21 protein-coding genes are annotated in these 23,122 nt (G+C 66.8%); 5 read left to right on the top strand and 16 right to left on the bottom strand.

Going from position 1 to position 23,122, the window contains the following annotated elements:
- Positions 1–6 precede the first annotated feature (6 nt).
- Together BLA15945_RS18865 and BLA15945_RS18860 are read right to left on the bottom strand one after the other, a co-directional pair.
- Positions 7–1,419 carry a UDP-glucose dehydrogenase family protein gene (locus tag BLA15945_RS18865; RefSeq protein WP_059237360.1) on the bottom strand — a complete coding sequence of 471 codons (1,413 nt, stop codon included), beginning with the start codon at positions 1,417–1,419 and terminating at the stop codon, positions 7–9.
- A 66-nt stretch (positions 1,420–1,485) separates the two neighbouring features.
- Positions 1,486–2,859 carry an undecaprenyl-phosphate glucose phosphotransferase gene (locus tag BLA15945_RS18860; RefSeq protein WP_174993125.1) on the bottom strand — a complete coding sequence of 458 codons (1,374 nt, stop codon included), beginning with the start codon at positions 2,857–2,859 and terminating at the stop codon, positions 1,486–1,488.
- 428 nt (positions 2,860–3,287) lie between these two features.
- On the opposite strand from BLA15945_RS18860, the gene BLA15945_RS18855 reads away from it, so the two are divergent.
- The gene (locus BLA15945_RS18855; RefSeq protein ID WP_059237361.1) at positions 3,288–4,814 is read left to right on the top strand and encodes a mannose-1-phosphate guanylyltransferase/mannose-6-phosphate isomerase; all 1,527 of its coding nucleotides are present in this window, start codon (positions 3,288–3,290) and stop codon (positions 4,812–4,814) included.
- A 123-nt stretch (positions 4,815–4,937) separates the two neighbouring features.
- On the opposite strand, the gene BLA15945_RS18850 is transcribed toward BLA15945_RS18855, so the two are convergent.
- The 8 genes from BLA15945_RS18850 to BLA15945_RS18815 form a co-directional block, all read right to left on the bottom strand.
- On the bottom strand, positions 4,938–5,879 hold the full coding sequence (locus tag BLA15945_RS18850) for a transposase (RefSeq protein WP_059237362.1): 942 nt from the start codon (positions 5,877–5,879) through the stop codon (positions 4,938–4,940).
- A 724-nt stretch (positions 5,880–6,603) separates the two neighbouring features.
- Positions 6,604–7,185 (bottom strand): DUF3501 family protein, encoded by a 582-nt coding sequence (locus BLA15945_RS18845; protein ID WP_174993124.1) that lies wholly within the window; start codon positions 7,183–7,185, stop codon positions 6,604–6,606.
- 30 nt (positions 7,186–7,215) lie between these two features.
- On the bottom strand, positions 7,216–8,553 hold the full coding sequence (locus BLA15945_RS18840; RefSeq protein ID WP_059240778.1) for a heterodisulfide reductase-related iron-sulfur binding cluster: 1,338 nt from the start codon (positions 8,551–8,553) through the stop codon (positions 7,216–7,218).
- 122 nt (positions 8,554–8,675) lie between these two features.
- Entirely contained in the window at positions 8,676–9,098 is a 423-nt protein-coding gene (locus BLA15945_RS18835; protein ID WP_006497294.1) for a rubrerythrin family protein, read from the bottom strand.
- 274 nt (positions 9,099–9,372) lie between these two features.
- Entirely contained in the window at positions 9,373–10,641 is a 1,269-nt protein-coding gene (locus BLA15945_RS18830) for an RNA polymerase sigma factor (protein WP_174993123.1), read from the bottom strand.
- Positions 10,638–11,054, bottom strand: a complete 417-nt coding sequence (locus BLA15945_RS18825; RefSeq protein WP_059237365.1) for a VOC family protein — start codon at positions 11,052–11,054, stop codon at positions 10,638–10,640. Before BLA15945_RS18825 ends, BLA15945_RS18830 begins: the two co-directional genes overlap by 4 nt.
- Before the next feature lie 38 nt (positions 11,055–11,092).
- The gene (locus BLA15945_RS18820) at positions 11,093–11,512 is read right to left on the bottom strand and encodes a YciI family protein (protein ID WP_059237366.1); all 420 of its coding nucleotides are present in this window, start codon (positions 11,510–11,512) and stop codon (positions 11,093–11,095) included.
- A gap of 125 nt (positions 11,513–11,637) precedes the next feature.
- On the bottom strand, positions 11,638–11,991 hold the full coding sequence (locus tag BLA15945_RS18815; protein WP_006482933.1) for a YciI family protein: 354 nt from the start codon (positions 11,989–11,991) through the stop codon (positions 11,638–11,640).
- Positions 11,992–12,198: 207 nt separating this feature from the next.
- Here BLA15945_RS18815 and BLA15945_RS18810 point away from each other — a divergent pair, with 207 nt between their 5' ends.
- From BLA15945_RS18810 to BLA15945_RS18795, 4 genes are all read left to right on the top strand, one after another.
- Complete coding sequence (locus BLA15945_RS18810) at positions 12,199–14,046, top strand: ExeM/NucH family extracellular endonuclease (RefSeq protein ID WP_174993122.1); 1,848 nt, start codon at positions 12,199–12,201, stop codon at positions 14,044–14,046.
- A 285-nt stretch (positions 14,047–14,331) separates the two neighbouring features.
- The gene (locus tag BLA15945_RS18805) at positions 14,332–14,718 is read left to right on the top strand and encodes a DUF883 family protein (protein WP_006487804.1); all 387 of its coding nucleotides are present in this window, start codon (positions 14,332–14,334) and stop codon (positions 14,716–14,718) included.
- 64 nt (positions 14,719–14,782) lie between these two features.
- Positions 14,783–15,367 carry a BPSL1445 family SYLF domain-containing lipoprotein gene (locus tag BLA15945_RS18800; RefSeq protein ID WP_059237368.1) on the top strand — a complete coding sequence of 195 codons (585 nt, stop codon included), beginning with the start codon at positions 14,783–14,785 and terminating at the stop codon, positions 15,365–15,367.
- Between the two features lie 236 nt (positions 15,368–15,603).
- Positions 15,604–16,656, top strand: coding sequence for an AI-2E family transporter (locus tag BLA15945_RS18795; RefSeq protein WP_059237369.1), 1,053 nt, complete (start codon positions 15,604–15,606; stop codon positions 16,654–16,656).
- A gap of 66 nt (positions 16,657–16,722) precedes the next feature.
- Here the strand turns inward: BLA15945_RS18795 and BLA15945_RS18790 are convergent, their stop codons facing one another.
- The 6 genes from BLA15945_RS18790 to BLA15945_RS18765 form a co-directional block, all read right to left on the bottom strand.
- Positions 16,723–17,244 (bottom strand): thioesterase, encoded by a 522-nt coding sequence (locus tag BLA15945_RS18790; protein WP_174993121.1) that lies wholly within the window; start codon positions 17,242–17,244, stop codon positions 16,723–16,725.
- A 196-nt stretch (positions 17,245–17,440) separates the two neighbouring features.
- Positions 17,441–18,457, bottom strand: coding sequence for an NADP-dependent oxidoreductase (locus BLA15945_RS18785; protein WP_174993120.1), 1,017 nt, complete (start codon positions 18,455–18,457; stop codon positions 17,441–17,443).
- A 37-nt stretch (positions 18,458–18,494) separates the two neighbouring features.
- A complete protein-coding gene (locus tag BLA15945_RS18780; RefSeq protein ID WP_046549465.1) occupies positions 18,495–19,283 on the bottom strand; it encodes an SDR family oxidoreductase in 789 nt (262 codons plus the stop codon).
- Positions 19,284–19,740: 457 nt separating this feature from the next.
- Positions 19,741–20,331: a phosphatase PAP2 family protein gene (locus BLA15945_RS18775; protein WP_059237372.1), complete on the bottom strand. Its 591-nt coding sequence runs from the start codon at positions 20,329–20,331 to the stop codon at positions 19,741–19,743.
- An 80-nt stretch (positions 20,332–20,411) separates the two neighbouring features.
- On the bottom strand, positions 20,412–21,728 hold the full coding sequence (locus BLA15945_RS18770; RefSeq protein WP_174993119.1) for an Nramp family divalent metal transporter: 1,317 nt from the start codon (positions 21,726–21,728) through the stop codon (positions 20,412–20,414).
- Positions 21,677–22,753: a helix-turn-helix domain-containing protein gene (locus BLA15945_RS18765; protein WP_174993118.1), complete on the bottom strand. Its 1,077-nt coding sequence runs from the start codon at positions 22,751–22,753 to the stop codon at positions 21,677–21,679. Before BLA15945_RS18765 ends, BLA15945_RS18770 begins: the two co-directional genes overlap by 52 nt.
- Positions 22,754–23,122: the final 369 nt, after the last annotated feature.

The raw sequence follows: 23,122 nt of genomic DNA, 5'->3' as shown, positions 1-23,122 counted from the left end.
AACGGGTTACGCGCTTGCGCGCGCGGTGCCCGGCACGCGGGCGGCGACGGCCTGGCGCGAGCCCGGCCGGCCGATCGGGTGGTATTCGATGCCCTGCTCGCTCATCGTCTCCGGCTCGTACAGGTTGCGGCCGTCGAAGATCACCGGCGCCTTCCACAGGCGGCCGAGCGCAACGAAGTCGGGGCTCTTGAAGATCTTCCATTCGGTGACGATCACGAGCGCGTCGGCGTCGCGCGCGGCCTGCGCCTCGTCGTCGACGAAGGTCAGGCGCTCGAGCCAGCTCGGGTGATCGGCGAGATCGAGTGCGATCACGCGGCGCGCTTCCTGCTGCGCGACCGGGTCATACGCCGCGACGCGCGCGCCGCGCGACAGCAGCTCGGCGATCAGCTCGCGGCTCGGCGCCTCGCGCATGTCGTCGGTGTTCGGCTTGAACGCCAGGCCCCAGATCGCGAACGTGCGGCCCGTCAGGTCCTCGCCAAAGCGCGCGACGATCTTGTCGGCGAGCACGCGCTTTTGCGTCGCGTTGACCGACGACACGGCCTTCAGGATCTGCAGCGACTGGCCGTGCTCGTCGGCCGTGCGGATCAGCGCCTCGACGTCCTTCGGGAAGCACGAGCCGCCGTAGCCGCAGCCGGCATACAGGAAGTGGTAGCCGATGCGCGGATCGGAGCCGATCCCGCGGCGCACGGCCTCGATGTCCGCGCCAAAGCGGTCGGCGAGATTCGCCAGCTCGTTCATGAACGAGATGCGCGTCGCGAGCATCGCGTTCGCCGCGTATTTCGTGAACTCGGCCGAGCGCACATCCATGTACAGCGTGCGTTCGTGGTTGCGGTTGAACGGTGCGTAGAGCTTCTTCATCAGCTCGCGGGCACGCTCGCCCGGCACGTCGTCGTCACAGCCGATCACGATACGGTCCGGCCGCGTGAAATCGTCGAGCGCCGCGCCTTCCTTCAGGAATTCCGGATTCGACACGACCGAGAACATCTGGTCGCCGCCGCGCTTCGCCAGCTCCTCGGCCACCGCCGCGCGCACGCGCTCGGCCGTGCCGACCGGCACCGTCGACTTGTCGACGATCACCTTGAAGCTTGTCATGTAGCGGCCGATGTTGCGCGCCGCCGCGAGCACGTACTGCAGGTCGGCCGAGCCGTCCTCGTCGGGCGGCGTGCCGACCGCGATGAACTGCACGTCGCCGTGCGCGACCGCCGCCTCGACGTCGGTCGAGAAGCGCAGGCGGCCGGCCGAGCGGTTGCGCGCGATGACTTCCTTCAGGCCCGGCTCGTGGATCGGCACGCCGCCGTTGTTCAGGATGTCGATCTTTGCCTGGTCGACGTCGAGACAGAACACGTCGTGCCCGATGTCGGCGAGACAGGCGCCGGTGACAAGACCTACGTAACCGCTGCCGATGATAGTCAGATTCATGATGTGTCGGACCTCGTGACCAATGATTCGAAATTCGTAAAACCGGAATGCCTGCGCGACGCGCCGTCAGTACGCGTTGCTGCCGGTGAAACCTTTCCAGAGCGTCAGCGCGACGATCTTGATGTCGAGCCAGAACGACCAGTTCTGCATGTAGTACAGATCGAGCTTCACGCGTCCCATCATCTTCTCGATCTGGTCGGTCTCGCCGCGAAAGCCGTTGATCTGCGCCCACCCGGTGATGCCCGGCTTGATCCGGTAGCGGAACATGTAGCCCTTGACCAGATCCTTGTAGATGTCGTCGTGCGCGAGCGCATGCGGGCGCGGGCCGACCACCGACATCTCGCCCTTCAGCACGTTGATGAACTGCGGCAGCTCATCGAGGCTCGTGCGGCGCAGGAACCGGCCGACCGGCGTCACGCGCGTGTCGTTCTTCGTCGCTTGCGTGACCTGCCCGGCCACTTCCTGGTGCACTTTCATCGAGCGGAACTTGTAGATCTCGAACTCGTGCCCGTCGATGCCCTTGCGCTTCTGGCGAAAGAACACCGGCCCGCGCGACGTCAGCTTGATCAGGCCCGCGATCAGCACCATCACCGGCGCGAGCGCCGCCAGCGCCGCCAGCGCGAACAGCCGGTCGAACACGAACTTCGGCATGATCCGCACGTCGGTGATCGGCGACGCCGCGAGATTGATCGCCGGCACGCCGAGCACCTCGACCACTTCCTGGTTGAAGAACGACAGCGTGCGCACGTCCGGAATGAAGCGGATATTCACGAAGTCGTGGCGAAACACCGTCACGATCTGGTGAATCCGGCGCTCTTCCGTGATCGGCAGCGTGAGCCACAGCTCGCTGATCGCGCGGCTGCGCACCAGCCACACCAGCGATTCGAACTGCCGCTCGATGCGCACGTCGTCGAGCGCCACTTCGCCCGGCGCCTCGCTTTCGTCGTACACGCACACCGGGTTGAAGCCCGCTTCCGGACGCGCCCGCATCTGTGAGATCAGCCGCCGCGCCGCCGGCGTGCCGCCGACGATCGCGACCGCCTTCAGGTTGTAGCCGCCACGGCGCAACTGCCGCAGCACGACGTGCACGCAGGCCTTCGAGCCGACGAGCAGCGTCATCGTCACGAGCGCCCAGTAGCCCAGCCACAGCCGCGACAGGTCGCCCGACTGGTGAAAGCTGAAGCTCATCAGGATGCCCGCGAGCTCGACCGCGAGCCATGCGAACACGACACGCCCCATCAGCCCGACGAGACGCTTGCCGCGCCACGACTGGTAAATGCCGAAGGCCGGGAAGGACACGACGACGAGCAGGCAGTCGAACAACACCGTCGTGCGCTGCAGGTCGTTGAGCCAGATGCTGCCGCCGTGCAGCGCGGCAGCGATCAGCGCTCCCGCCACGACCATCGCGATATCGATGACTCTCGCCAGCACGCTCAACATGTCTGCTTCCTCTTTGAACAGGCGTTTGCCGAACAGCTCCTCATGCGACCCGTGCCGCACATTCGATTCAAACGTTGCATGACGCTATTGAACCGGCAAGAAAATCGCCCCTCAAGCGCACAAGTATTTCGAAAAATAATCGGAAATTCTTGCCGCGATCTTTTTTAATTAAATCGGCACGTTTTCCCGGATCGATCGGGATTCGAGAATTTTTCGGAAACTTTACGTTCGCCGCGAACCCTTTGCCGGCGGGCGCCGACCGTCGATGCTCGGAATTATTTTTTATTTTTTTATTGGCATCCGATGCTATCGAGGAAAATTTTCCCAGATGCACGCGCGGCGAATATCCGCCAATGGATCCGGTTTTATTGTCGATTTACTTCATGCTACAACGACAGGCACTGACTTCAACCGTGGAGAGTGTCATCATGAATGCTCCGGCAGTGGCCGCCGAAACGCGCCAATCTTCTTCCGCCGCACCCGCCGCCGGCACGCGCCTCGCCGTGCAGCCCGTGATTCTTGCCGGCGGTTCCGGCACGCGCCTGTGGCCGATGTCGCGCGAACGTTTTCCGAAACAGCTGATCGGCCTGCTCGGCGATCATTCGCTGCTGCAGTCGACCGCCCTGCGCCTCGACGGCCTCGCGGCCGCCCATCCGCTGAACGACGACGTGGTGATCGTGTGCGGCGAGGATCACCGCTTCACGACCGCCGAACAGCTGCGCCTGACGGCCAAGGACGCGACGATCATGCTCGAGCCGCTCGGCCGCGACACCGCGCCCGCGCTGACGCTCGCCGCGCTGCGGCTCGTCGCCGGCGGCAACGATGCGGTGATGACCGTGATGCCGGCCGACCATGCGGTCGCCGACCTGCCGCGCTTTCACGCGGCCGTCGCGGCCGGCGTGCACTGCGCGGCGCAAGGCAAGATCGCGACGATGGGCATCGTGCCGAAGCACGCGGAAACGGGCTACGGCTACATCCGCGTCGGCGCGCCGCTCGGCGACGCCGCAACGGGCAGCCTCGACGTCCGCCGCCTCGACCGTTTCGTCGAGAAGCCGCATCTCGAACTCGCTCAGCAGTACGTCGCATCCGGCGAATACTGGTGGAACAGCGGGATCTTCATCGTCCGCGCCTCGGTCTGGCTGAAGGCGATCCGGCATCTCGAACCCGCGATCTACGCGGCCTGCGAACAGGCCGTCGCACTGGGCAAGTCCGACGGCGATTTCTTCCGCGTCGATCGCGACGCATTCGCCGCCTCGCCGTCGAACTCGATCGACTACGCGGTGATGGAGCCGCTCGCGGGCCAGCCGCAACTGTGCGAGAGCGTCGTCGTGCCGCTCGACGCGGGCTGGTCGGACGTCGGCTCGTGGGACGCGATCTGGCAGATCTCGCCGAAGGACGATACCGGAAACGTCGGCCGCGGCCACGTGCTGTTCGAAGACGCCGAATCGACATTCGCGCATTCGGAAAGCCGGCTCATCGCCTGCGTCGGCACGCAGAACCTGGTCGTCGTCGAAACGCCCGACGCCGTGCTCGTCGCCGACAAGTCGCGCGTGCAGGACGTGAAGAAAATCGTCGGGCGCATCAAGGCGCAACGCGGCGCGGAAGCGACCGATCACCGCAAGGTGCACCGCCCGTGGGGCCATTACGACTCCGTCGACACGGGCGAGCGCTTCCAGGTGAAACGCATCGTCGTGAAGCCGGGCGCCCAACTGTCGCTGCAGATGCACCACCACCGCGCCGAACACTGGATCGTCGTGCGCGGCACCGCGCGCATCACGCGCGGCGACGAAACGTTCCTGCTGTCCGAAAACGAATCGACGTACATTCCGCTCGGCGTATCGCACCGCCTGGAGAACCCGGGCAAGATGCCGCTCGAACTGATCGAAGTGCAGTCGGGCGCGTATCTCGGCGAGGACGACATCGTCCGCTTCGACGATACCTACGGCCGGCAATGACGCAGCGAAGCCGGGGGCGCCGCTTCGACAGCGGCGCCCCCGGATTGGGCCGGCCTGGAGAGATGGCGCTTCCGCGCGGGCGTCGTGGCACACGACGGCCCGCGCGTTGCATTGAAACGGCGATCAGCCTACGCGGTACGCGTACTCGCGGCGTTCCGCCTGCACGGGATCGTTGCGGCTTTCGGACAACGCGCCCGCGCGGCGTTCGGCAATGAAGCGCTTGATGTCCGATTCCGCGCGAGCCAATGCGGACAAGCCGGCCAGCACCTCGCCTTGCGGCTCGCGCGCCGGCTCGTCGCTCGCCCCGTGGCGATCGATCCATTGGCGCGCCCAGTCGAGCGCGAACTGCTCGGCTTCCTCGGCATCGGTGAAGCGCGGACCGATCAGGCCCGAGCGTTCGACGCGCCGTTCGTCCTGCGAAATTTCGGCCCACGCGCGGTACATCAGGTTCTGCACGGGTTGCGCAATGCCGCTGATCGTATAGCCGCGATACTCGTCGGTCTGCGGTTCGGCCGCGGCGAAGCTCGCCGACGACGCATGCGCGTGGCGCAGTTCCGTGGCCGGCGCACCGGGCACCACGAACGACGCGTCGGACGCGTCGAGCATCTGGTCGTCCGGCATCGTGCTCACCGACGCGCCCTCGCCGTCCCAAACGTTTGCCTGCGAAACCGGCAATTGCCACGATTCCGGGTTCTGCCAGAACACGCCGCGCAAGCGGTCGTTGTCGGGCACGGGCTCCGCACGGTGCGCGGGAACGACCGGCAGCGGCGGCGGCGGAATGTACGCGAACGCGCGCCCGCTGAACTGGGTCAGCACGTCGATCATCTGCAGCAGCGTGCCGCTCGCGAGCCACTCTTCATAGCGGCGGCGGCACGTCGGCCCGGACGGATAGCGGCCGGGCAGCTTGGACCAGGCTTCGCCCGTCGTCAGGATCCAGAGCACGGCGTTGGCAACGACGCGCGGCTCCGCACGTGGACGCCCACGACGATTCAGCCGGATGGGTTCATCGGCGATCAGCGTTGAAAGACGAAACCACTCTTCATCGTTAAGCTCATCGAAGAACATAGTAGATCTCTCCACGCAGCCAGGCCGGGCTGCGATTGGCGGCGCCGTCGCGACACGTCGCGTCGCGGAGCAGCCAGGTTGCACATTATGGTTATCCGGTGTTGTGCATGCCGGTCCGACACCGCACTTTCACGGTGCCGCGATTCCCGGCAATGGCGCACAAATCACGGTCTCACTCCAATGTGGGAATTTTTGTGCACGAAGCATACCACCCTCAGGGTTTATCTCAATATGACAATGACTTAATGTTACGCACTGAAACAACCTGCCATGGATAGGCAATCTATTTACGCATGAATTTTTTTGCGAGATCTTTATGCCCGTCGCTGCAAAGGCCCGTCTGGCGGGGCTCTGCAGCGTATGAAGAATGCCTTGAAATAAGCTGTTACAGCCTGATCCGACCCTTGCCGGCAACAATCCCCGGAATTGCTTCTTAAAATCGGTAAATCCTGGCGAAATTCGTAACAAGATATTCACGAATCGGTAAATCATTCAAAATCGATTCAATCGAATTATCTCCGTGCACAATCTTTTAATTGTTTCTCCGCGAGTGATGAAAGTACGGTGACGCGCGATGCACAGTGTGTCCCCGCATGCAAACTCGACACGCCTGTTACATCTTCGCGGCGATGAGCGCGCGGCAGCGCCGCGCCGCATGCGGACATCCTGCTTCGGGTCGGAACGGAAAAGCGGAAACCGGCGTTCGGGACGCGCGGCGGCCGTGTCAGCGCAGATCGCCGGCCAGCGACGCGGCCACGTCCGCCTCGACGCGCTGCGGCGGCATCGTGTAGGCCGGGTGATCGCAGCCGATCGACAGCGCCGCCCCCTCCTTGAGCGCCGCGCGCATCGGCGCGCCGAGTTCGAAACGCACGAAATGCACGGCCGACGTCTTCTCGGCATTGTCACGCTCGAGATCCTCGTCGGCGATCGCGTAGACGTTCGCATGCCCGTCGACCTGCAGGTACACGCGATCCTCCACCCCGATCAGCCGCGCGAGCGCCGCGCGCCGTTCGATCTCGTGCTCGTACTCGATCTGCATCGTCGCCTTCAGGTTGGTGCCGTCGGGCACCAGCGGCAGATACGCTTCGAGCTCCCCTTCGATGCCGGCCTCGTCGAAAATTTTCTCGATGTGCAGCATCTCCTGGATCTGATAGCGGATCGTCGTCTCGTCCTCGAACAGGAAGCGCAGGTGATTGCCGAGCGCCACCGCGCGGCGGCGCTTGTACGCGACCAGTCGCGCGTGTTCGGTCCGGCGGATCTTCGCGTACGCCTCGAGCGTCAGCAGGGAGTCGCGGGTCAGCGTCATGGCAGGTCCTCGTGAGTGGCCGGCATCGGCTCAGATGCCGTACGCGCGGCGCAACAGCGTCAGCGGATGCGCGAGCGGCGCAGGCGGCAGCCCCTTTTCGTCGATGCCCTGCACGATGTGATGGCCGGCCAGCGCGCAGTCGGACGACACGAAATCCGGTTGCGGCTCGGCCATCGCCTTGAACACGGGCGCGCCGATCCGCATCGCGTCCGCATGGAATTCTTTCTTCACGCCGAACGTGCCCGCGTGGCCCGAACAACGCTCGACCACGTTGACGCGCGTATCGGGCACGAGCGACAGCGCATCGGCGGTCTTGCGGCCGATGTTCTGCACGCGCGCATGGCACGGCACGTGATACGACACGGTGCCGAGACCGGTCTTGAAATCGGTCTTCAGCAACCCGTCGCGATGCCGCGCAATCACGTATTCGAACGGATCCCAGAAGGCATCGGCCACCGCGCGTACCGCTTCGTCGCCGGGGAACATCAGCGGCAGCTCGCTCTTGTACATCAGCACGCAACTCGGAATCGCGCCGATCAACGCATACCCTTCGCGCGCATAGCGTTCGAGCACGGGCATGTTCACGGCCTTCTTCGCGGCGACGCCGGCGAGGTTGCCCTGCTCGAGCAACGGCATCCCGCAGCAGGCTTCGCGCGTGACAAGCTCGTACGGAATGTCGTTGTGCGCGAGGATCGCAAGCAGGTCGTGGCCGATGCCGGGCTCGTTGAAGTTCACGTAGCACGTCGCGTAGATCGCGACCTTGCCGGGCGTGCGTTCGCCGTCGCGCACGGGCGGGTTGCCGGAACGCTGCGCGGCACGCCGGAACTTGCGGGGTGCGAACTCCGGCAGCCACGCGTTGCGATCGACGCCGAGCGCCGCTTCGAGCGCGTGGCGCGCGGGCGGCGTGCGGTTCACCGCGTTGACCGTCTGCGTGACGATCGGAATGCCCGCGAAATGGCCGAGCGCATCGGTATTCGACAGCACCTTGTCGCGCAGCGCCACCTCGCCGCGCCGGTAGCGCGCGGCCTTGCCGCGCAGCATCAGGTGCGGGAAGTCGACGTTCCATGCGTGCGGCGGCACGTACGGGCATTTCGTCATGTAGCAGAGGTCGCACAGGTAGCACTGGTCGACGACCTTGCCGAACGCTTCCTTGGGCACTTCCTCGATGTCGCCCATCGGCGTGTCGTCGACCAGGTCGAACAGCGCCGGAAACGCGCCGCACAGCGACACGCAGCGCCGGCAGCCGGCGCAGATGTCGAACACGCGCGTCATTTCCGCGTCGATCGCGGCCTGGTCGTAGAACGCTTCGGACTGCCAGTCGAGCGGATGCCGGGTCGGGGCTTCGAGACTGCCTTCCTTGTGGGGCATGGGGCGCTCCAGCGTGGCGCGCATGTGCGCAAGCGCGCCGCCCGCGCGATGCGGGCAGCGATGAACGAACAGCCGGCCGCGTGCCGATCGCACGGCGATGCCGTGCGGCCTGCGGCGGCCCGTCAGTCGACGAGACTGTCCAGCGCCTTCGTATAGCGGTTCGCGTGGCTGCGTTCGGCCTTCGCGAGCGTCTCGAACCAGTTCGCGATTTCGTCGAAGCCTTCGTCACGCGCGGTCTTCGCCATGCCCGGATACATGTCGGTGTATTCGTGCGTTTCGCCGGCGATCGCCGATTCGAGATTCAGCCGCGACGAGCCGAACGGCAAGCCCGTGGCCGGATCGCCGACGGCTTCCAGGTATTCGAGATGGCCGTGCGCATGGCCGGTTTCGCCTTCGGCGGTCGAGCGGAACAGCGCGGCGACGTCGTTCTGCCCTTCGACGTCGGCCTTCGAAGCGAAATACAGATAGCGCCGGTTCGCCTGCGATTCACCCGCGAATGCGGCCTTCAGGTTCTCTTCGGTTTTGCTGCCCTTGAGTTGAGCCATTTGCGCCTCCGTTCGAGTCGGCGCGGCCGCATGCAGAGCCGGGCCGATCAGATATGTGGGGAACGATGCGTGCATCGGGGCGCGCGCATCGTGCTCTCCAATCTAGGCGCTCGCGTTCGCATCCCCCAATAGGCTTTTTCAATGCGCGCGATAGTGTCCGGCGCGGGCCGCGGGAATCATCGGGAAGACGGGTCCGGCGCACGGTGCCGCGCTTGCGCGCGCCGCGCCCGTCATGCGCCCGTCATGCGTCCGTCATGCGTCCGTCATGCGTCCGTCATGCGTCCGTCGCGCGCCTGAGCAGCAATTCGCGTTCGCGCTCGTTGCGCGTCAGTTCCGCCGCGCGGCGGAATTCGAGCTTGGCCTCGTCGGCGCGGCCGAGTTTCGCAAGCAGGTCGCCGCGCACGCTCGGCAGCCAGTGATAGCGCGCGAGCGCAGGATCGTCGCGCAGCACGTCGACGAGTTCGAGCGCCGCGGCCGGGCCGAACGCCATCCCCACCGCCACCGCGCGATTCAGCTCGACGACCGGCGACGGCGCGACCTCGGCGAGTGCGTCATACAGCGCGACGATCTGCACCCAGTCGGTATCCGACGCCTGCCGCGCACGCGCATGGCAGGCGGCCAGCGCGGCCTGCAGCGCATACGGGCCGCGTACGCCGCCGAGCTTCGTCGCCCGCTCCAGCGCCGCGAGGCCGCGCCGGATCAGCAACGGATCCCAGCGGCTGCGGTCCTGGTCGAGCAGCAGCACGGGCCGGCCCTGCGCATCGGTGCGCGCATGCATGCGCGAGGTCTGCAGTTCCATCAGCGCGACGAGCCCGAGCACTTCGCTTTCGTCCGGCGCGAGCCCGGCCAGCACGCGACCGAGCCGCAGCGCCTCGTCGCACAGCGCCGGGCGCGTCCAGTCGTCGCCGGCGGTCGCCGCATGGCCTTCGTTGAACACGAGGTAGATCACTTCGAGCACCGACGCGAGCCGCGCGGGCCGCGCATCGGCGGCCGGCACCTCGAACGGCACGTGCGCGGCCGCGAGCGTGCGCTTCGCGCGCACGATCCGCTGCGCGATCGTCGGCTCCGGCGTCAGGAACGCGCGCGCGATCTCGCCCGTCGTCAGCCCGCCGAGCAGGCGCAGCGTCAGCGCGACGCGCGCATCGGTCGACAGCACCGGGTGGCACGACGTGAAAATCAGCCGCAGCAGGTCGTCGCCGATCTCGTCGTCGCTCGCGTCGGCCAGCGCATCGGCGATGTCGGGGACGACATGTGCTTCGAGCGCGTCCATCTCGTGGCCGAGCTGGTCGCGCTTCGCCGCGTGCAGCGACTCCTGCCGGACCCGATCGAGCGCGCGACGCTTCACGGCCGTCATCAGCCAGGCGGCCGGGTTGTCGGGCACGCCGTCGACGGGCCAGTGCTCGAGCGCCGCGACGAGCGTGTCCTGCGCCAGCTCCTCGGCCACGCCGACGTCGCGCACCACGCGCGCAGCGCGCGCGATGATTTTCGGCGCCTCGATCCGCCAGACCGCTTCGATCGCACGGTGAGTCGCCTCACGCGTCACGACGCGTGCCCCTGGGCGGACGCATCCAGCGGCATGGCCATCAGCTCCCATGCGTGGCCGTCCGGATCGTCGAACCCGTGGCCGTACATGTTCGGATACTCGCGCGGCGCTTGCGGCGCGGACCCGCCGGCCGCCAGCGCCTTCGCGACGATCGCGTCGACCTCGGCGCGGCTTTCGCATGACAGGCACGACAGCACCTGCACCTGCGTCGCCGGATCGATGATGGTCTTGCCGGTAAAGGACTGGAAAAACGGCCGCACGAGCAGCATCGCGAAGATCGTGTCGCTGATCTTGATGCAGGCTGCCTGGTCGTTGGTGTATTCGGGCACGACCTCAAAGCCCAGCGCCTGGTAGAACGCCTTCGAGCGCGGCAGGTCGGCCACGGGCAAATTGATGAAAACCATCTTGTGCATGACGGGTGCTCCCGGTGAGGTTGGATTCAGGTGGGCATTCACGCGTTGGTGCGGCCGACGTGGAGGTCGCGGAACCGCTCGACCGCGTCGCTCGGCGTGAGGTCGTCGAGCTCGAACAGCGGACGCACCTCGATCTCGCAATCCATCTCGGCGCCGAACGGCGCGGGGAACCGCCGCGTCCACTCGAGCGCTTCGTCACGCGAACGCACCTGGATCAGCGTATAGCCGGCGATCAGTTCCTTCGTTTCGGCGAACGGGCCGTCGACCACGGTGCCCTTGCCGCCCGTGTAGCGCACGCGCCAGCCGCGCGCGCTCGGCCGCAGCCCGTTCGCGTCGAGCAGCACGCCGGCCTTGGCCAGTTCCTCGTGATAGACGGTCATGGCTTCGACCAGCCGGTTGTCCGGCAACGCGTCGGATTCGCTGACGGCGTTCGCCCGGATCATGATCATGAATCGCATCGTTCACTCCTTGTCGTCGATGGAAGGCAGCGCCCGTTCATCGGGGCCTTATCCGGACGACGGACGGAAGACCGCCGATTCGACACGCGCCACGACAAATCAGGGTAAATACCGAGCCGCGACACTCACAGAAAGCACGGCCCCACCGCGCGAACCTCGACCGTGCACCATTGCGCGGCCGGGCACTGACGCGCGATCTCGATCGCTTCTTCGCGCGTGTCGACGTCGACGAGGAAGAAGCCACCGACCATTTCCTTTGCCTCCGCGAACGGACCGTCGAGCAAACGCGTCTCGCCGTCGCGCACCTGCACGCGCGTGCCGCGCTCGGAACGCTCCAGCGACTCGACGCCGCGCAGCACGCCGCGCGCCTTCAGCGACTCGGCGAAATCGACCATCCGCGCATAGAGCGCCTGACCTTCGTCGAGCGTGCGCTCGGCGCGCTGTTCGGTCGGTTCGACAATCAACAGCATGTAAGACATGGATTTCTCCTGTGGGAACGGGGTGCGGCGGCACTCACCAGGCGCCCGGCCTGCGACACCCGACGCGAGAGCGTACCAGCCGCGGTGCGGCTTGCCGGCATCGTTGGCCGAACGACACTGGCCGGATGGCCAATTCGACCGCAGCCTGACATTTTGCCTTCAAGATGCGAGCCCGAACCGTCGAATTGTCTTCCTGTGGACCGCCCCATGTCACGCCTGCTTCCGCTGCTTGCCACTGCGTTGCCGCTTGCCCTCCTTACCGGGCCGGCGGCCGCCGCGCTGCCGGTCAGCGCGGGCTGCGGCGGCGCAACCACGGCGATTGCCGAGATCCGCCGCGCCAGCGGCCCGTCGCCGCTGGCCGGGCAGACGACCTCGATCGAAGCGGTCGTCACCGCGGCGTTCGGCAGCGCCGACGGCCTCGGCGGCTTCTTCGTCCAGCAGGCCGACGCGCAGCGGCAGCGCAGGCCGGGCGTCCCGGAGGGCCTGTTCGTGTATGCGCCGGGCGCGCGCGCAAAGGCAGGCGATCTCGTGCATCTCACCGGCAAGGTCGACGAGCGATACGGCCGCACGCAATTCACGCTGTCGGGCGGCATCGCCGTCTGCGCGCGCGGGCAGACGGTCACCCCGGCAACGCTCACGCTGCCGTTCGCCTCGCCGGCCGTACCGGCCGCGCACGAAGCCATGCGCGTGCGCCTGCCGCAAACGCTGACGGTCAGCGATACCTACGAACTCGGCCGCTACGGCAGCGTCGTGCTCAGCAACGGCCGGCTGCGCACGCCGACCCACGTCGCGCCACCCGCCGAAGCGGCCGTGCATGCAGCGGCCAATGCACTCAACCGCATCGTGCTGGACGACGGTTCGCTCCGCCCGCACCCTGCGACCGTCCGCTTTCCGCCGCCCGCGCTGAGCGCCGCCAACACGCTACGCGCGGGCTACACGGTGCGCGGCGTCGAAGGCGTGCTCGAGCTGCGCTTCGGCACGTGGCGGCTGCAACCGGTTACCGGCAAGACGCCCAGGTTCGATGCCGCCGCGAACCCGCGTGCCGCGGCACTGGCCCGGCATCCCGATGCCGACGTGCGCATCGCATCGTTCAACGTGTTCAACTATTTCAACGGCGACGGCCACGGCGGCGGATTCGGCGCACCGACCAGCCGCGGCGCGAAAACACCCGCCGCGTTCGCCCGACAGGAGGCGAAGATCGTCGCAGCCTTGCGCGCACTGCGCGCCGACGTGATCGGGCTGATGGAAATCGCGAACAACGGCTACGGCGACGCAAGCGCCGTGCAGCGTCTCGCCGCGCAACTCGGCGACGGCTGGCGCGCGGTCGATCCCGGCACCGCGCGGCTCGGGCGCGATGCGATCGCGGTCGCGCTGCTGTATGACAGCCGCGCGGTCGAACCGGTCGGGCGCCCCGCCACCGTCGCACTCGGCGGCCGGCACCGCCCTCCGCTCGCGCAGACGTTCCGGCGCATCGGCGGCACGCGTGCGCTCACGGTCGCGGTCAATCACCTGAAGTCGAAGAACTGTCCTCGCGCGGAGGGGGCCGACCTCGACCAGTCCGACGGCCAGGGCTGCTGGAATGCGGCGCGCACGCGGGCAGCCGCGCGTGTCGCCGACTGGCTCGCCACGTCTCCGACGGGCGCCGCGGCCGACGGCGTGCTGCTGATCGGCGATCTGAACAGTTATGCGAAGGAAGACCCGATCCGCACGCTCGAAGCGCGCGGCTACACGAACCTGGTTGCCCGCTTCGTCGGCGATGCTGCGTACAGCTACGTATTTCGCGGTGAAGCCGGCAATCTCGACCATGCGCTTGCCACGCCACCGCTCGCCGCGCGTGTCAAAGCCGTGCATGTCTGGCACATCAATGCCGATGAACCGGCTGCACTGCAACCGGTGCCCGATTACAAAACGGCCGCGCACCGGCTGTCCTATTACGCACCCGACGCATACCGCTCGTCGGACCACGATCCCATCGTCATCGACATTGCGCCGGGCGACAGCGGCCCGGCACCGGCCGCGGGCACGAACCCTGCTCGCCGATACACCGTGGATTAGTGCATTTGCATCAGCACATCGCCTGCAACGGCACTATTTACCTGAAACCCCTGGCGACGCCATATTTACCGGACATTCACTTCGCACCACCGGCCGTTGTACGCGTTTCGCCCGATCGGGAAATTTTTTCAACCGCCGCACGGCCCCGCGCGACGGGGCTTCGCGGCGATCCTGCCGACAAATTGAAAAATTGTCTCGAAACTCAATCGGGTCAAGTGAATCACATTAGTTGCTGGGATTCGTCTTATCTTCAAACTTGCCTTGAATCAATGGAGGATAAACACCATGGCGCTTACCGACTCGATCGAACACAAGCTGGACCGCGGCCTGTCCGACATCCGTCGCACCGGCCGGCGCGTGGGGCGCACGACGCGCTCGGCCGCCCGCGACCTGCATGCCGACGTGACCGACGATCTGCGCGGGCTGGTCGACGAACTGGAAGATCTGCTGAAAAACGATGGCGATGGTGATATCGCCGCCCTGCGCAAGCGAGTGCAATCCCGGCTCGATGAAGCGCGCAGCGCGCTCGACTACGCGTCGGGCAGCGCGGCCGCCCGGCTGCGCGATTCGGCCGAACGCGTATCGCAGGCCGTGCACGACAACCCCTGGCAAACCGCCGGCGTCGTCGCGGGCCTCGCGTTCGTTGCGGGCCTGCTCCTTTCCCGCCGTTGAACGGGGCCGGCCGCCCCGCTGCCCGCACCGTCCGTCCTCAATCAGACAACGAAGGAGAACCGCCATGCAGAAATCCCTCGCCATGAAAGCCGCCGCTGCCGTGATGCTCGGCAGCCTCGCGCTCGCCGGCTGTACGACCACGCCCGACAAACCCGAGAACGCATCGACCAGCGCGTCGAAGCGCCAGTCGATCGACGCCAGCGTGAACGCCACGCTGTCGCGCCTCTATTCGACGGTGCCGGGTTCGCGTGAGCTCGTCGCGAAATCGCGCGGCACGCTCGTGTTCCCGAACGTGCTGCAGGCCGGCTTCATCGTCGGCGGCCAGTCCGGCAATGGCGCGCTGCGCGTCGGCGGCAGCACCGTCGGCTACTACAACACGTCGTCGCTGTCGGTCGGCCTGCAGGCCGGCGCGCAATCGAAGGCGATCGTGTTCCTGTTCATGACGCAGGATGCGCTCGACGCGTTCCGCAAGTCCGAAGGCTGGGCTGCCGGCGCCGACGCATCGGTCGCGGTCGTGAAGGTCGGCGCGAACGGCGCGGTCGACACCACCACGGCCACCGCCCCGGTCGAGGTGCTTGTCCTGACCAACGCCGGCCTGATGGGCGACCTGTCGGTGAACGGCACCAAGGTCACGAAGCTCAACATCTGACGATGCGGCGCGCGGCTGTGCGCCGCGCCCGCTTCCCGGCAGCGCCGCGGCCCCGGCCGCGGCGTTTTCGCATGGGTCACACGCAGCGGCTATGATGGCGGGGCCTTTGCGGGCATACTCCCGTTCGGGCCGCCCCACGCCGCGTACCGCCGCGAACCCGTGACGTTTGCGAGCCGATCGCGCCCCGGGCAACGCAATTCAATCAAACGAAGCAACAATCTGCGCGAACGCCATCCATGGAAAGCGGACACGATCACCAAAAATTCTTCTATTTCCTGCTGGCCGCGGTCACCGTCGGACTCTGCTGGATCCTCGCGCCGTTCTCCGGCGCGGTGTTCTGGGGCACCATTCTCGCGATCCTGTTCCAGCCCGTGCAGCGCTGGCTCGCCGCGCGCTTCGGCAAGCGGCGCAACCTGGCCGCGCTCGTGACGATGTCGGTGATCATCCTGATCGTGATCCTGCCGCTCGTGTTCGTCGCGGCGACGCTCGTGCAGGAAATCGCGTACGTGTACCAGGAAATCAAGACCGCGCAGCCGAACTATTCGCAATACTTCCAGGACATCATTCACGCGCTGCCGTCGTCGATCCAGCACCTGCTGCAGAAGTACGGGCTGACCAACATCCCGGGCATCCAGAAGAAGCTGACCGACGGCGCCGCGCAGATCAGCCAGTTCGCGGCCACCCAGGCGCTCAGCATCGGCCAGAACACGTTCCAGTTCGTCGTGAGCTTCGGCGTGATGCTGTACATGGTGTTCTTCCTGCTGCGCGACGGCGGCGAGATCGGCCGCCGCGTACGTCGCGCAATACCGCTCGACGAAGAACACAAGAACCTGCTGCTCGCGAAATTCACGACGGTCGTACGCGCGACCGTGAAGGGCAACATCGCGGTCGCGCTCGTGCAGGGTGCGCTCGGCGCCCTGATCTTCTGGATCCTCGGGATCGAGGGCGTCGTGCTGTGGGGTGCGCTGATGGCGTTCCTGTCGCTGCTCCCCGCGATCGGTGCGAGCCTCGTGTGGGTGCCGGCCGCGCTCTACTTCCTGATGATCGGCGCGGTCTGGAAATGCGTGATCCTCGTCGCGTTCTGCGTCGGCGTGATCGGCCTCGTCGACAACCTGCTGCGCCCGATCCTCGTCGGCAAGGACACGAAGATGCCCGACTGGGTCGTGCTGATCTCGACGCTCGGCGGGATGGCGCTGTTCGGCATCAACGGCTTCGTGATCGGGCCGCTCGTCGCAGCGCTCTTCATGGCGAGCTGGGACATCTACGCACGCTCCGAACAGGGCGAATGACGCACCGCGCGGCCGCGTGCCGCGCCACCGGCCGACGGCAATCCGCACACCTGCGGCAATCGCCGGTCAGGGATGACGAATGTTGATCACGACGGGCGCCACGGCGCCCGTTGCTTCATCCGCGGCAACCGTCATCACGCCGCCATGCGGACCCACGCGATGGGCACGGCCCGACGCCAGCGGCACGCTTCGCCCGTCGCGCGCATCGCGCCACGTTGCCTGCATGCCCGCGCCGGCATCCGGCGCGAACGGCACACCATCGGCCCCGACCAGCGTCACCTGCGCACCCGGCAAGCGCCGGCCATGCGCATCGAACCGGAGCGTGGCCGTCGCATTGCTGCCGGCCCCCTCCGGTGCGTCACGGCGTGCGACCGACGGCGCATCGAGTGTCACGTCGTAGCGATCGACAAGTGCGCCGGTGAACCGTACGACGCCGTCCGACGCGGCCGGTCCGGCCGCCATCGCATTCGGCATCGCCAGCACCGCACCGAGTCCGAATGCTGCCGTCCACACGGCATCTGCGCACCGCCTCGCCCGCTCACGTACGTCTGCCGTTACCGGTGCCGCCCGCTTCGCCTTGTTTCGCATGCTCGCCCTCCTGTGTCGCAACACCAGAAAAACAGGCGGCGTGACGCATCGGTCACACCGCCTGTTTGCTGGCAATCACTGTAGGGAGAGCGCCCCGGACAATATATGGGACAAGTCCTAAATTGCAGCCCGCTGGATCGTACTCACTGCCGCCGACACGACCGCGCGGCAACCCGCGACCGGTGTGGCATGCCCGTCACGCATCCGGATCGACACGCAGCACGAGCTTGCCGCGGTGGTCGCCATCGAACAGGCGATTCAGCACGACGGGTGCATTTTCGAGGCCGTCGGCGACGGTTTCCTCGGCCTTGAGCCGGCCGTCGCGCAGCCAGCCGGAAAGCGTCTGCACGGCTTCGCGGCTCTTGCGGTAGTCGAGGATCAGGAAGCCGCGCATCGTCAGCCGCTTCGAGATCAGCGCGCCGAAGTCGTCGGCCGCGCGGCCGCTGTTGTAGTTCGAGATCACGCCGCACAGCGCGACGCGCCCGCCGATCACCATCCGCGACAGCACCGCACGCATCACCTCGCCGCCAACGTTCTCGAAGTTCACGTGCACGCCGTCGGGGGTGGCCGCCTTCAGTTGCTGACGGAAATCGTCGGCCTTGTAGTCGACGGCCGCGTCGAAGCCGAGCGTCTCGGTCAGGTAGCGGCACTTGTCCGCGCCGCCCGCGATGCCGACCACCCGTGCGCCGTGGATCTTGCCGATCTGCCCGGCGATCGAGCCGACCGATCCGGCCGCCGCCGACACGACGAGCGTTTCGCCCGGCTGCACCGGTGTGATGTCGGTCAGTCCGTAGTACGCGGTCAGCCCGCTCATCCCGCACGCGCCGAGCAACGTCGGCAGCGGCAGGCCCGACTGCGCGGGCAGCTTCACGAGCTGCGCGACCTGTCCGGCCGGCACGACCGCATAGTCCTGCCAGCCGACGAGCCCCTGCACGAGATCGCCTTCCGCGAAACCCGCATGGCGCGATGCGACCACGCGTCCGATGCCGAGCGCGCGCATCACGTCGCCGATCGCGACGGGCGGCAGGTACTGCGGCACGTCGCTCATCCACACGCGGTTGGTCGGGTCCATCGACAGGTACAGCACGCGCACGAGCACCTCGCCGTCCGCGAGCGCCGGCACCGGCGTCTCGACGAGCGAAAAGTGTTCGCGGCCGACCCGCCCTTCGGGGCGCGTCTTCAGCAGCAGCTGGCGGTTCACGGGTGTGGACATGATGTTCTCCTCCGGTCGTTGTGGTTCGGGATGCGCGTCAGACCGCGCACATGCCGCCGTCGATCACGAGTTCGGCGGCCGTCACGAAGCGGCTCTCGTCGGATGCGAGATACACGGCCGCATGCGCGACGTCGTCCGGCTCGCCAAGCCGGCGCAGCGGAATGCCGCGCGCGAGCTTGCGCGTCGCGTCGCGTTCGCCGAGCGACTGGAACAGCGGCTCGACGATCCCCGTGCGGATGAATGCCGGGTGAATCGAGTTGCAGCGCACGTCGATCTCGCGGCGCGCGCAGTCGATCGCGACCGACTTCGTCAGCGACGCAACCGCCGCCTTCGATGCGTTGTATGCGGTGAAATCCGGCTCGACCTTGAACGCGGCGACCGACGAGATGTTGATGATCGACGCGGGGTGGCTCTCAGCCAGATAGGACAGCGCGTGCTTGCAGCCGAGCACGATGCTCTCGACGTTGATCGCCATCACGCGCCGCCATTCGTCCAGCTCGATCTGCGCGGGCGAGCCGATCGAGCCGACGCCCGCGTTGTTGACGAGCACCGACAGCCCGCCCATCGCGTCGACCGCCTGCGCGAGCAGCGCCTGCCAGCGCGCTTCGTCGCGAACATCCTGCGTCGCGGCGAACGCGACCGGCGTCGCGTGGCCCGCGTTGAGTTCCTGCGCGAACGCGTCGAGCACCGCCGCTTCGGCGATGTCGGTCACGAACACGCGCGCGCCCTGCTCGACCATCCGGCGCGCGATCGCGCGGCCGAGGCCGCCCGCGGCGCCCGTGATGTATGCGCACTTGCCTGCGAGGCGCGAAGAAACGACTGTCATGTGACTGGCTCCTGTCGTGAATCGTCGTCGCGCAACGTTGCCGCGACGGGTGTGTCCGTAGGTATCGCGCCGACGCGGGCCGCTCGCCGATGCATCGGCGCTGCGAGGCACGCTACGATTTCCGCGAGTATATCGAGATGAATGCGACACGCGCCGGGCAAGCCGGGCAGCCGGCCCCGGTTGAACGACAGCCAGCGTACGCGAATGACGCCAATCGATGAAATGAATATTCGTTATGCCCGGTCATCATCCCTGTTCATGACTTGCGCATACCGGCGCCGATGCGCCGGCCGGTACGCCGGCCAGCTGGCGCAGCGTTTTTCAGGGGAAATGACGCAAGTTGCGTTCCGCGCAGGCGCGGAAGCCATCGGGAAGATGAACGGGCATGGCGTCGTGCAACCGCCGGACGATTGCCGGCAGCCAGAAGGCGACGCAGACGCGCCGCCGTCGGCAACCGTCAGAATCCGTCGCCCGACGGTGCGCGCACGAACGCGCAGAGCTGCGGCGAATGCGTGTCGATCATCTGCTGGAACGGCGCGCGGTGCCCGTACGCGATGCCCGACACGAGCAGCAGGCAGACCGCCGCGACACGCGGCGAGAACGCGCGCTGCCGCGCGCCGTCGTAGCCGCGCAGGAACACCAGCGCGACCAGCGCGCCGAGCATCCAGCCGACGACGACTTCCGGGACGGTATGCGAGTGATCGAACACGCGCGCGACGGCCGTGACCGCGCCGACCGCGAGCCCGGCCGCGATACCCGGCGCCTTGCCCGGCCGGAATGCCTGCCACAGCATCGACAGCGCGACCGTCCACACGGACGTCGACAGCATCGTATGGCCGCTGATCACGCGGAAATCGAATTGCGGGAGTTCGATGCCGCACCCCGCATACAGGATCTTCGTTGCGCCGACGAGGCCCATGCCGGCGGCGAGCAGCACGCCCCAGCGGACGGCGAGACGCCAGTCGGTCAGCGCCAGCCATGCCGCGCACGTCAGCGCGATCGGCAAGGTCAGCGCGGCATCGCCGATGTTGCTGATTTCACTCCACATAACGGACTTCGCAGACGATCGAAAGGCCGCAGTTTACCGCATGCGCGCCGTGCGTCTGTGTCCGCCTGTGACAGGCTGTATCAGCCCGCGACACCGGTAATCAACAGCAGGTTCGTCCCGCCGATGACGACGAACAGCGCCCACGCGGCGACCTGCATCCCGCGCCCGATCGCATGTTCGCCCATCGTTTTTCGATCGCTGACCGAACGGATCAGCGGCCACATCGCGAACGGCAGCTGCAGGCTCAGCAACACCTGGCTCCACACGAGCAGCTGCCCGACCGAGCCGTCGCCGAGCCACAGCACACCGATCAGCGCCGGCACGAGCGCGAGCCCGCGCGTGATCAGCCGGCGCTGGTAGCACGGGATCTTCGTATGCAGGAAGCCGTCCATGATCACCTGGCCGGCGATCGTGCCGGTCAGCGTCGAGCTCTGCCCCGACGCGAGCAGCGCGATGCCGAACAGCAGCGCGGCCGCACCGCCCGCGATCGGCGTAATCAGCTTGTAGGCCTGCTCGATGTCGGTCACGTTGTGCTGGCCGGTCGCGTGGAACGCCGCGCCGGCGACGACCAGGATCGCCGCATTGACGAGCATCGCGACGAACAGCGACACGCAGGTATCGATGCGCACGAGCGCGAGCGTGTCGCGGATCACGCCGCGCGCGCCGCCGACCACATGCCGCGTCTGCACGACCGACGAATGCAGGTACAGGTTGTGCGGCATGATCGTCGCACCGACGATGCCCAGCGCGAGCACGATCGCGTCCTTGCGGTCATGGCCCGGATCGCCCGGCACGAGCCCGCCGACCACCGCGTGCCAGTCGGGCGGCGTGATCGCCACCTGCGCGACGAAACAGAACGCCATCGTCGCGATCAGCCCGAGCACGATCGCCTCGATCTGCCGGAAGCCCTTGCCCTGCAGGCCGAGCACGATCACCGTGTCGAGCGCGGTCAGCACGACGCCCCACGCGAGCGGCACGCCGAGCAGCAGCTTGAACGCCAGCGCGCAACCGAGCACTTCCGCGATGTCGCACGCGATGATCGACACTTCGGCCGTGATCCACTGCACGATGCGGCCGAACCGGCCATAGCGGTCATAGCTGGCCTGCGCGAGATCCTTGCCTGCGACGAGGCCGAGCCGTGCCGCGAGCATCTGCAGGAAGATCGCCGCGAGGCTCGAGAACGCGACGACCCACAGCAGCGAATAGCCGAACTGCGACCCGGCCTGAATGTCGGTCGCCCAGTTGCCGGGATCCATGTAGCCGATCGCGACCAGCAGGCCGGGGCCGAAGAAGCGCTTGAGCTTCTGCCAGCGCGGCGCGGCGGCATCGATCGTGATGCTGCCCTTTACTTCCGACGGGCAGAAAGGGGCGGTGGCGGTAGTGGGGAGGAAGGGCATGGAAACCGGGAATCGAGATCGCGACAGGACGATTTTACGGGTATCCGTCCCGTTTTCTCGTGCGCGTCGATACACGCGTCGCAACTCGCCCCGTCGCCATCGCAAAACGCCGGGGCAGGCCCGTCGTCCGCATCGGGCCGCATGGTGCCGTGATTCAGGATCCTGTCCCGTTCGGCCAGCCGAAATTCGGTCGGCGACATCAGGAGGCGCTGGCGAAACAGCTTCGCGAGCCGCTCGCCGCTGCCGAACCCGGTGCGCCGCGCGACCTTGTCGGCCGGCAGCGTCGTATGGATCAGCATGTGGCACGCGCGCTCGAGCCGCACGTGCTGCACGAACTCGGTCGGCGTCACGCCGATTTCCTTCTTGAAGCGCCGCAGGAAATTGCGCTCGCTCATCGCGGCCGCCTGTGCAGCGTTCGCGATCGAAATGCGGTTCACGCTCTGCGCGCGCAGCCGCTGCGCGGACATCCGGATCGACGGGCTCGCGCTCAGTTCGCGAAACGCCCACATCGACTGGGCATAGCGCTGCTCGACCGGCCGCATCATGTTGCTGGCGATCTCCTGCGCGGCGCTGTCGCCGAGGTCGGCGCGAAACATGTCGAGCGCGGCGGCAAACACGTCGGTCTCGCCGGCCTGCAGTTCGACCGTCGCGGCGGCACGGCGCCGGCCGGGCCGCATGTCGAGCGTCGCCGATGGCCGATGCGTGGCCGCGAGCGCAGGCAGATCCATCGCGTCGACGATCCACCGCGCATGATGACGAATGTCCGTCAGGCGCCGCTGCAACGCGTCATCCCAGTTGACGGCCGCGCGATCGCCATGAAGATGAAAGAACGCGAGCGCGCGACGGCCGTGCTCGTCGCCGAGCGGATCCGCTGCGATTCTCACGCCGGACGACGACTGCAACAGTCCCCCGCTTTCGGATACGTACTTCAACTGGTAATCCGCACTGTACGCATGCAGGCGATTCGCCAGGTTGAAGGCCTCGCCAAGGCGCGCGGCCTGGGCTAACGAAAACCCCGTACTCAAATAGATAACGACCCACCGCTGATCTGCTGCATTCACTGGCCAAGCCCCCGACTTGTTCGACTTCTTCTAATACCGTCGAACTGTCAGGCTTATATTTGGTTTGAATGCGTGCGACAGGACGGCTATCCCGAAATATGAAGCGACGGCATCTTAGCCGAACGGGTAGCGCCTTTGGCACGAAATGGCCGACGTGGACAGCATGATGGCGGATTACTACAGGCTGTCGGCGGCCACTGGTATGCCAGCACAGAATCGCGTGCGCGATGCGGTCGATTATTGCGGCTGTCGTGCGTCATGACGGGCGGGTTCGATTGCATTGCGCATCGGGCAATGCGGCACTCGCGTATCGGTTCGATACGGAATCGATAC

Origin of the sequence: Burkholderia arboris (assembly GCF_902499125.1) — a bacterium.
Classification (GTDB): Bacteria; Pseudomonadota; Gammaproteobacteria; order Burkholderiales; family Burkholderiaceae; genus Burkholderia; species Burkholderia arboris.
Note: the sequence above shows the minus strand (reverse complement) of the source record. Positions and strands in the feature narration are given on the sequence as shown.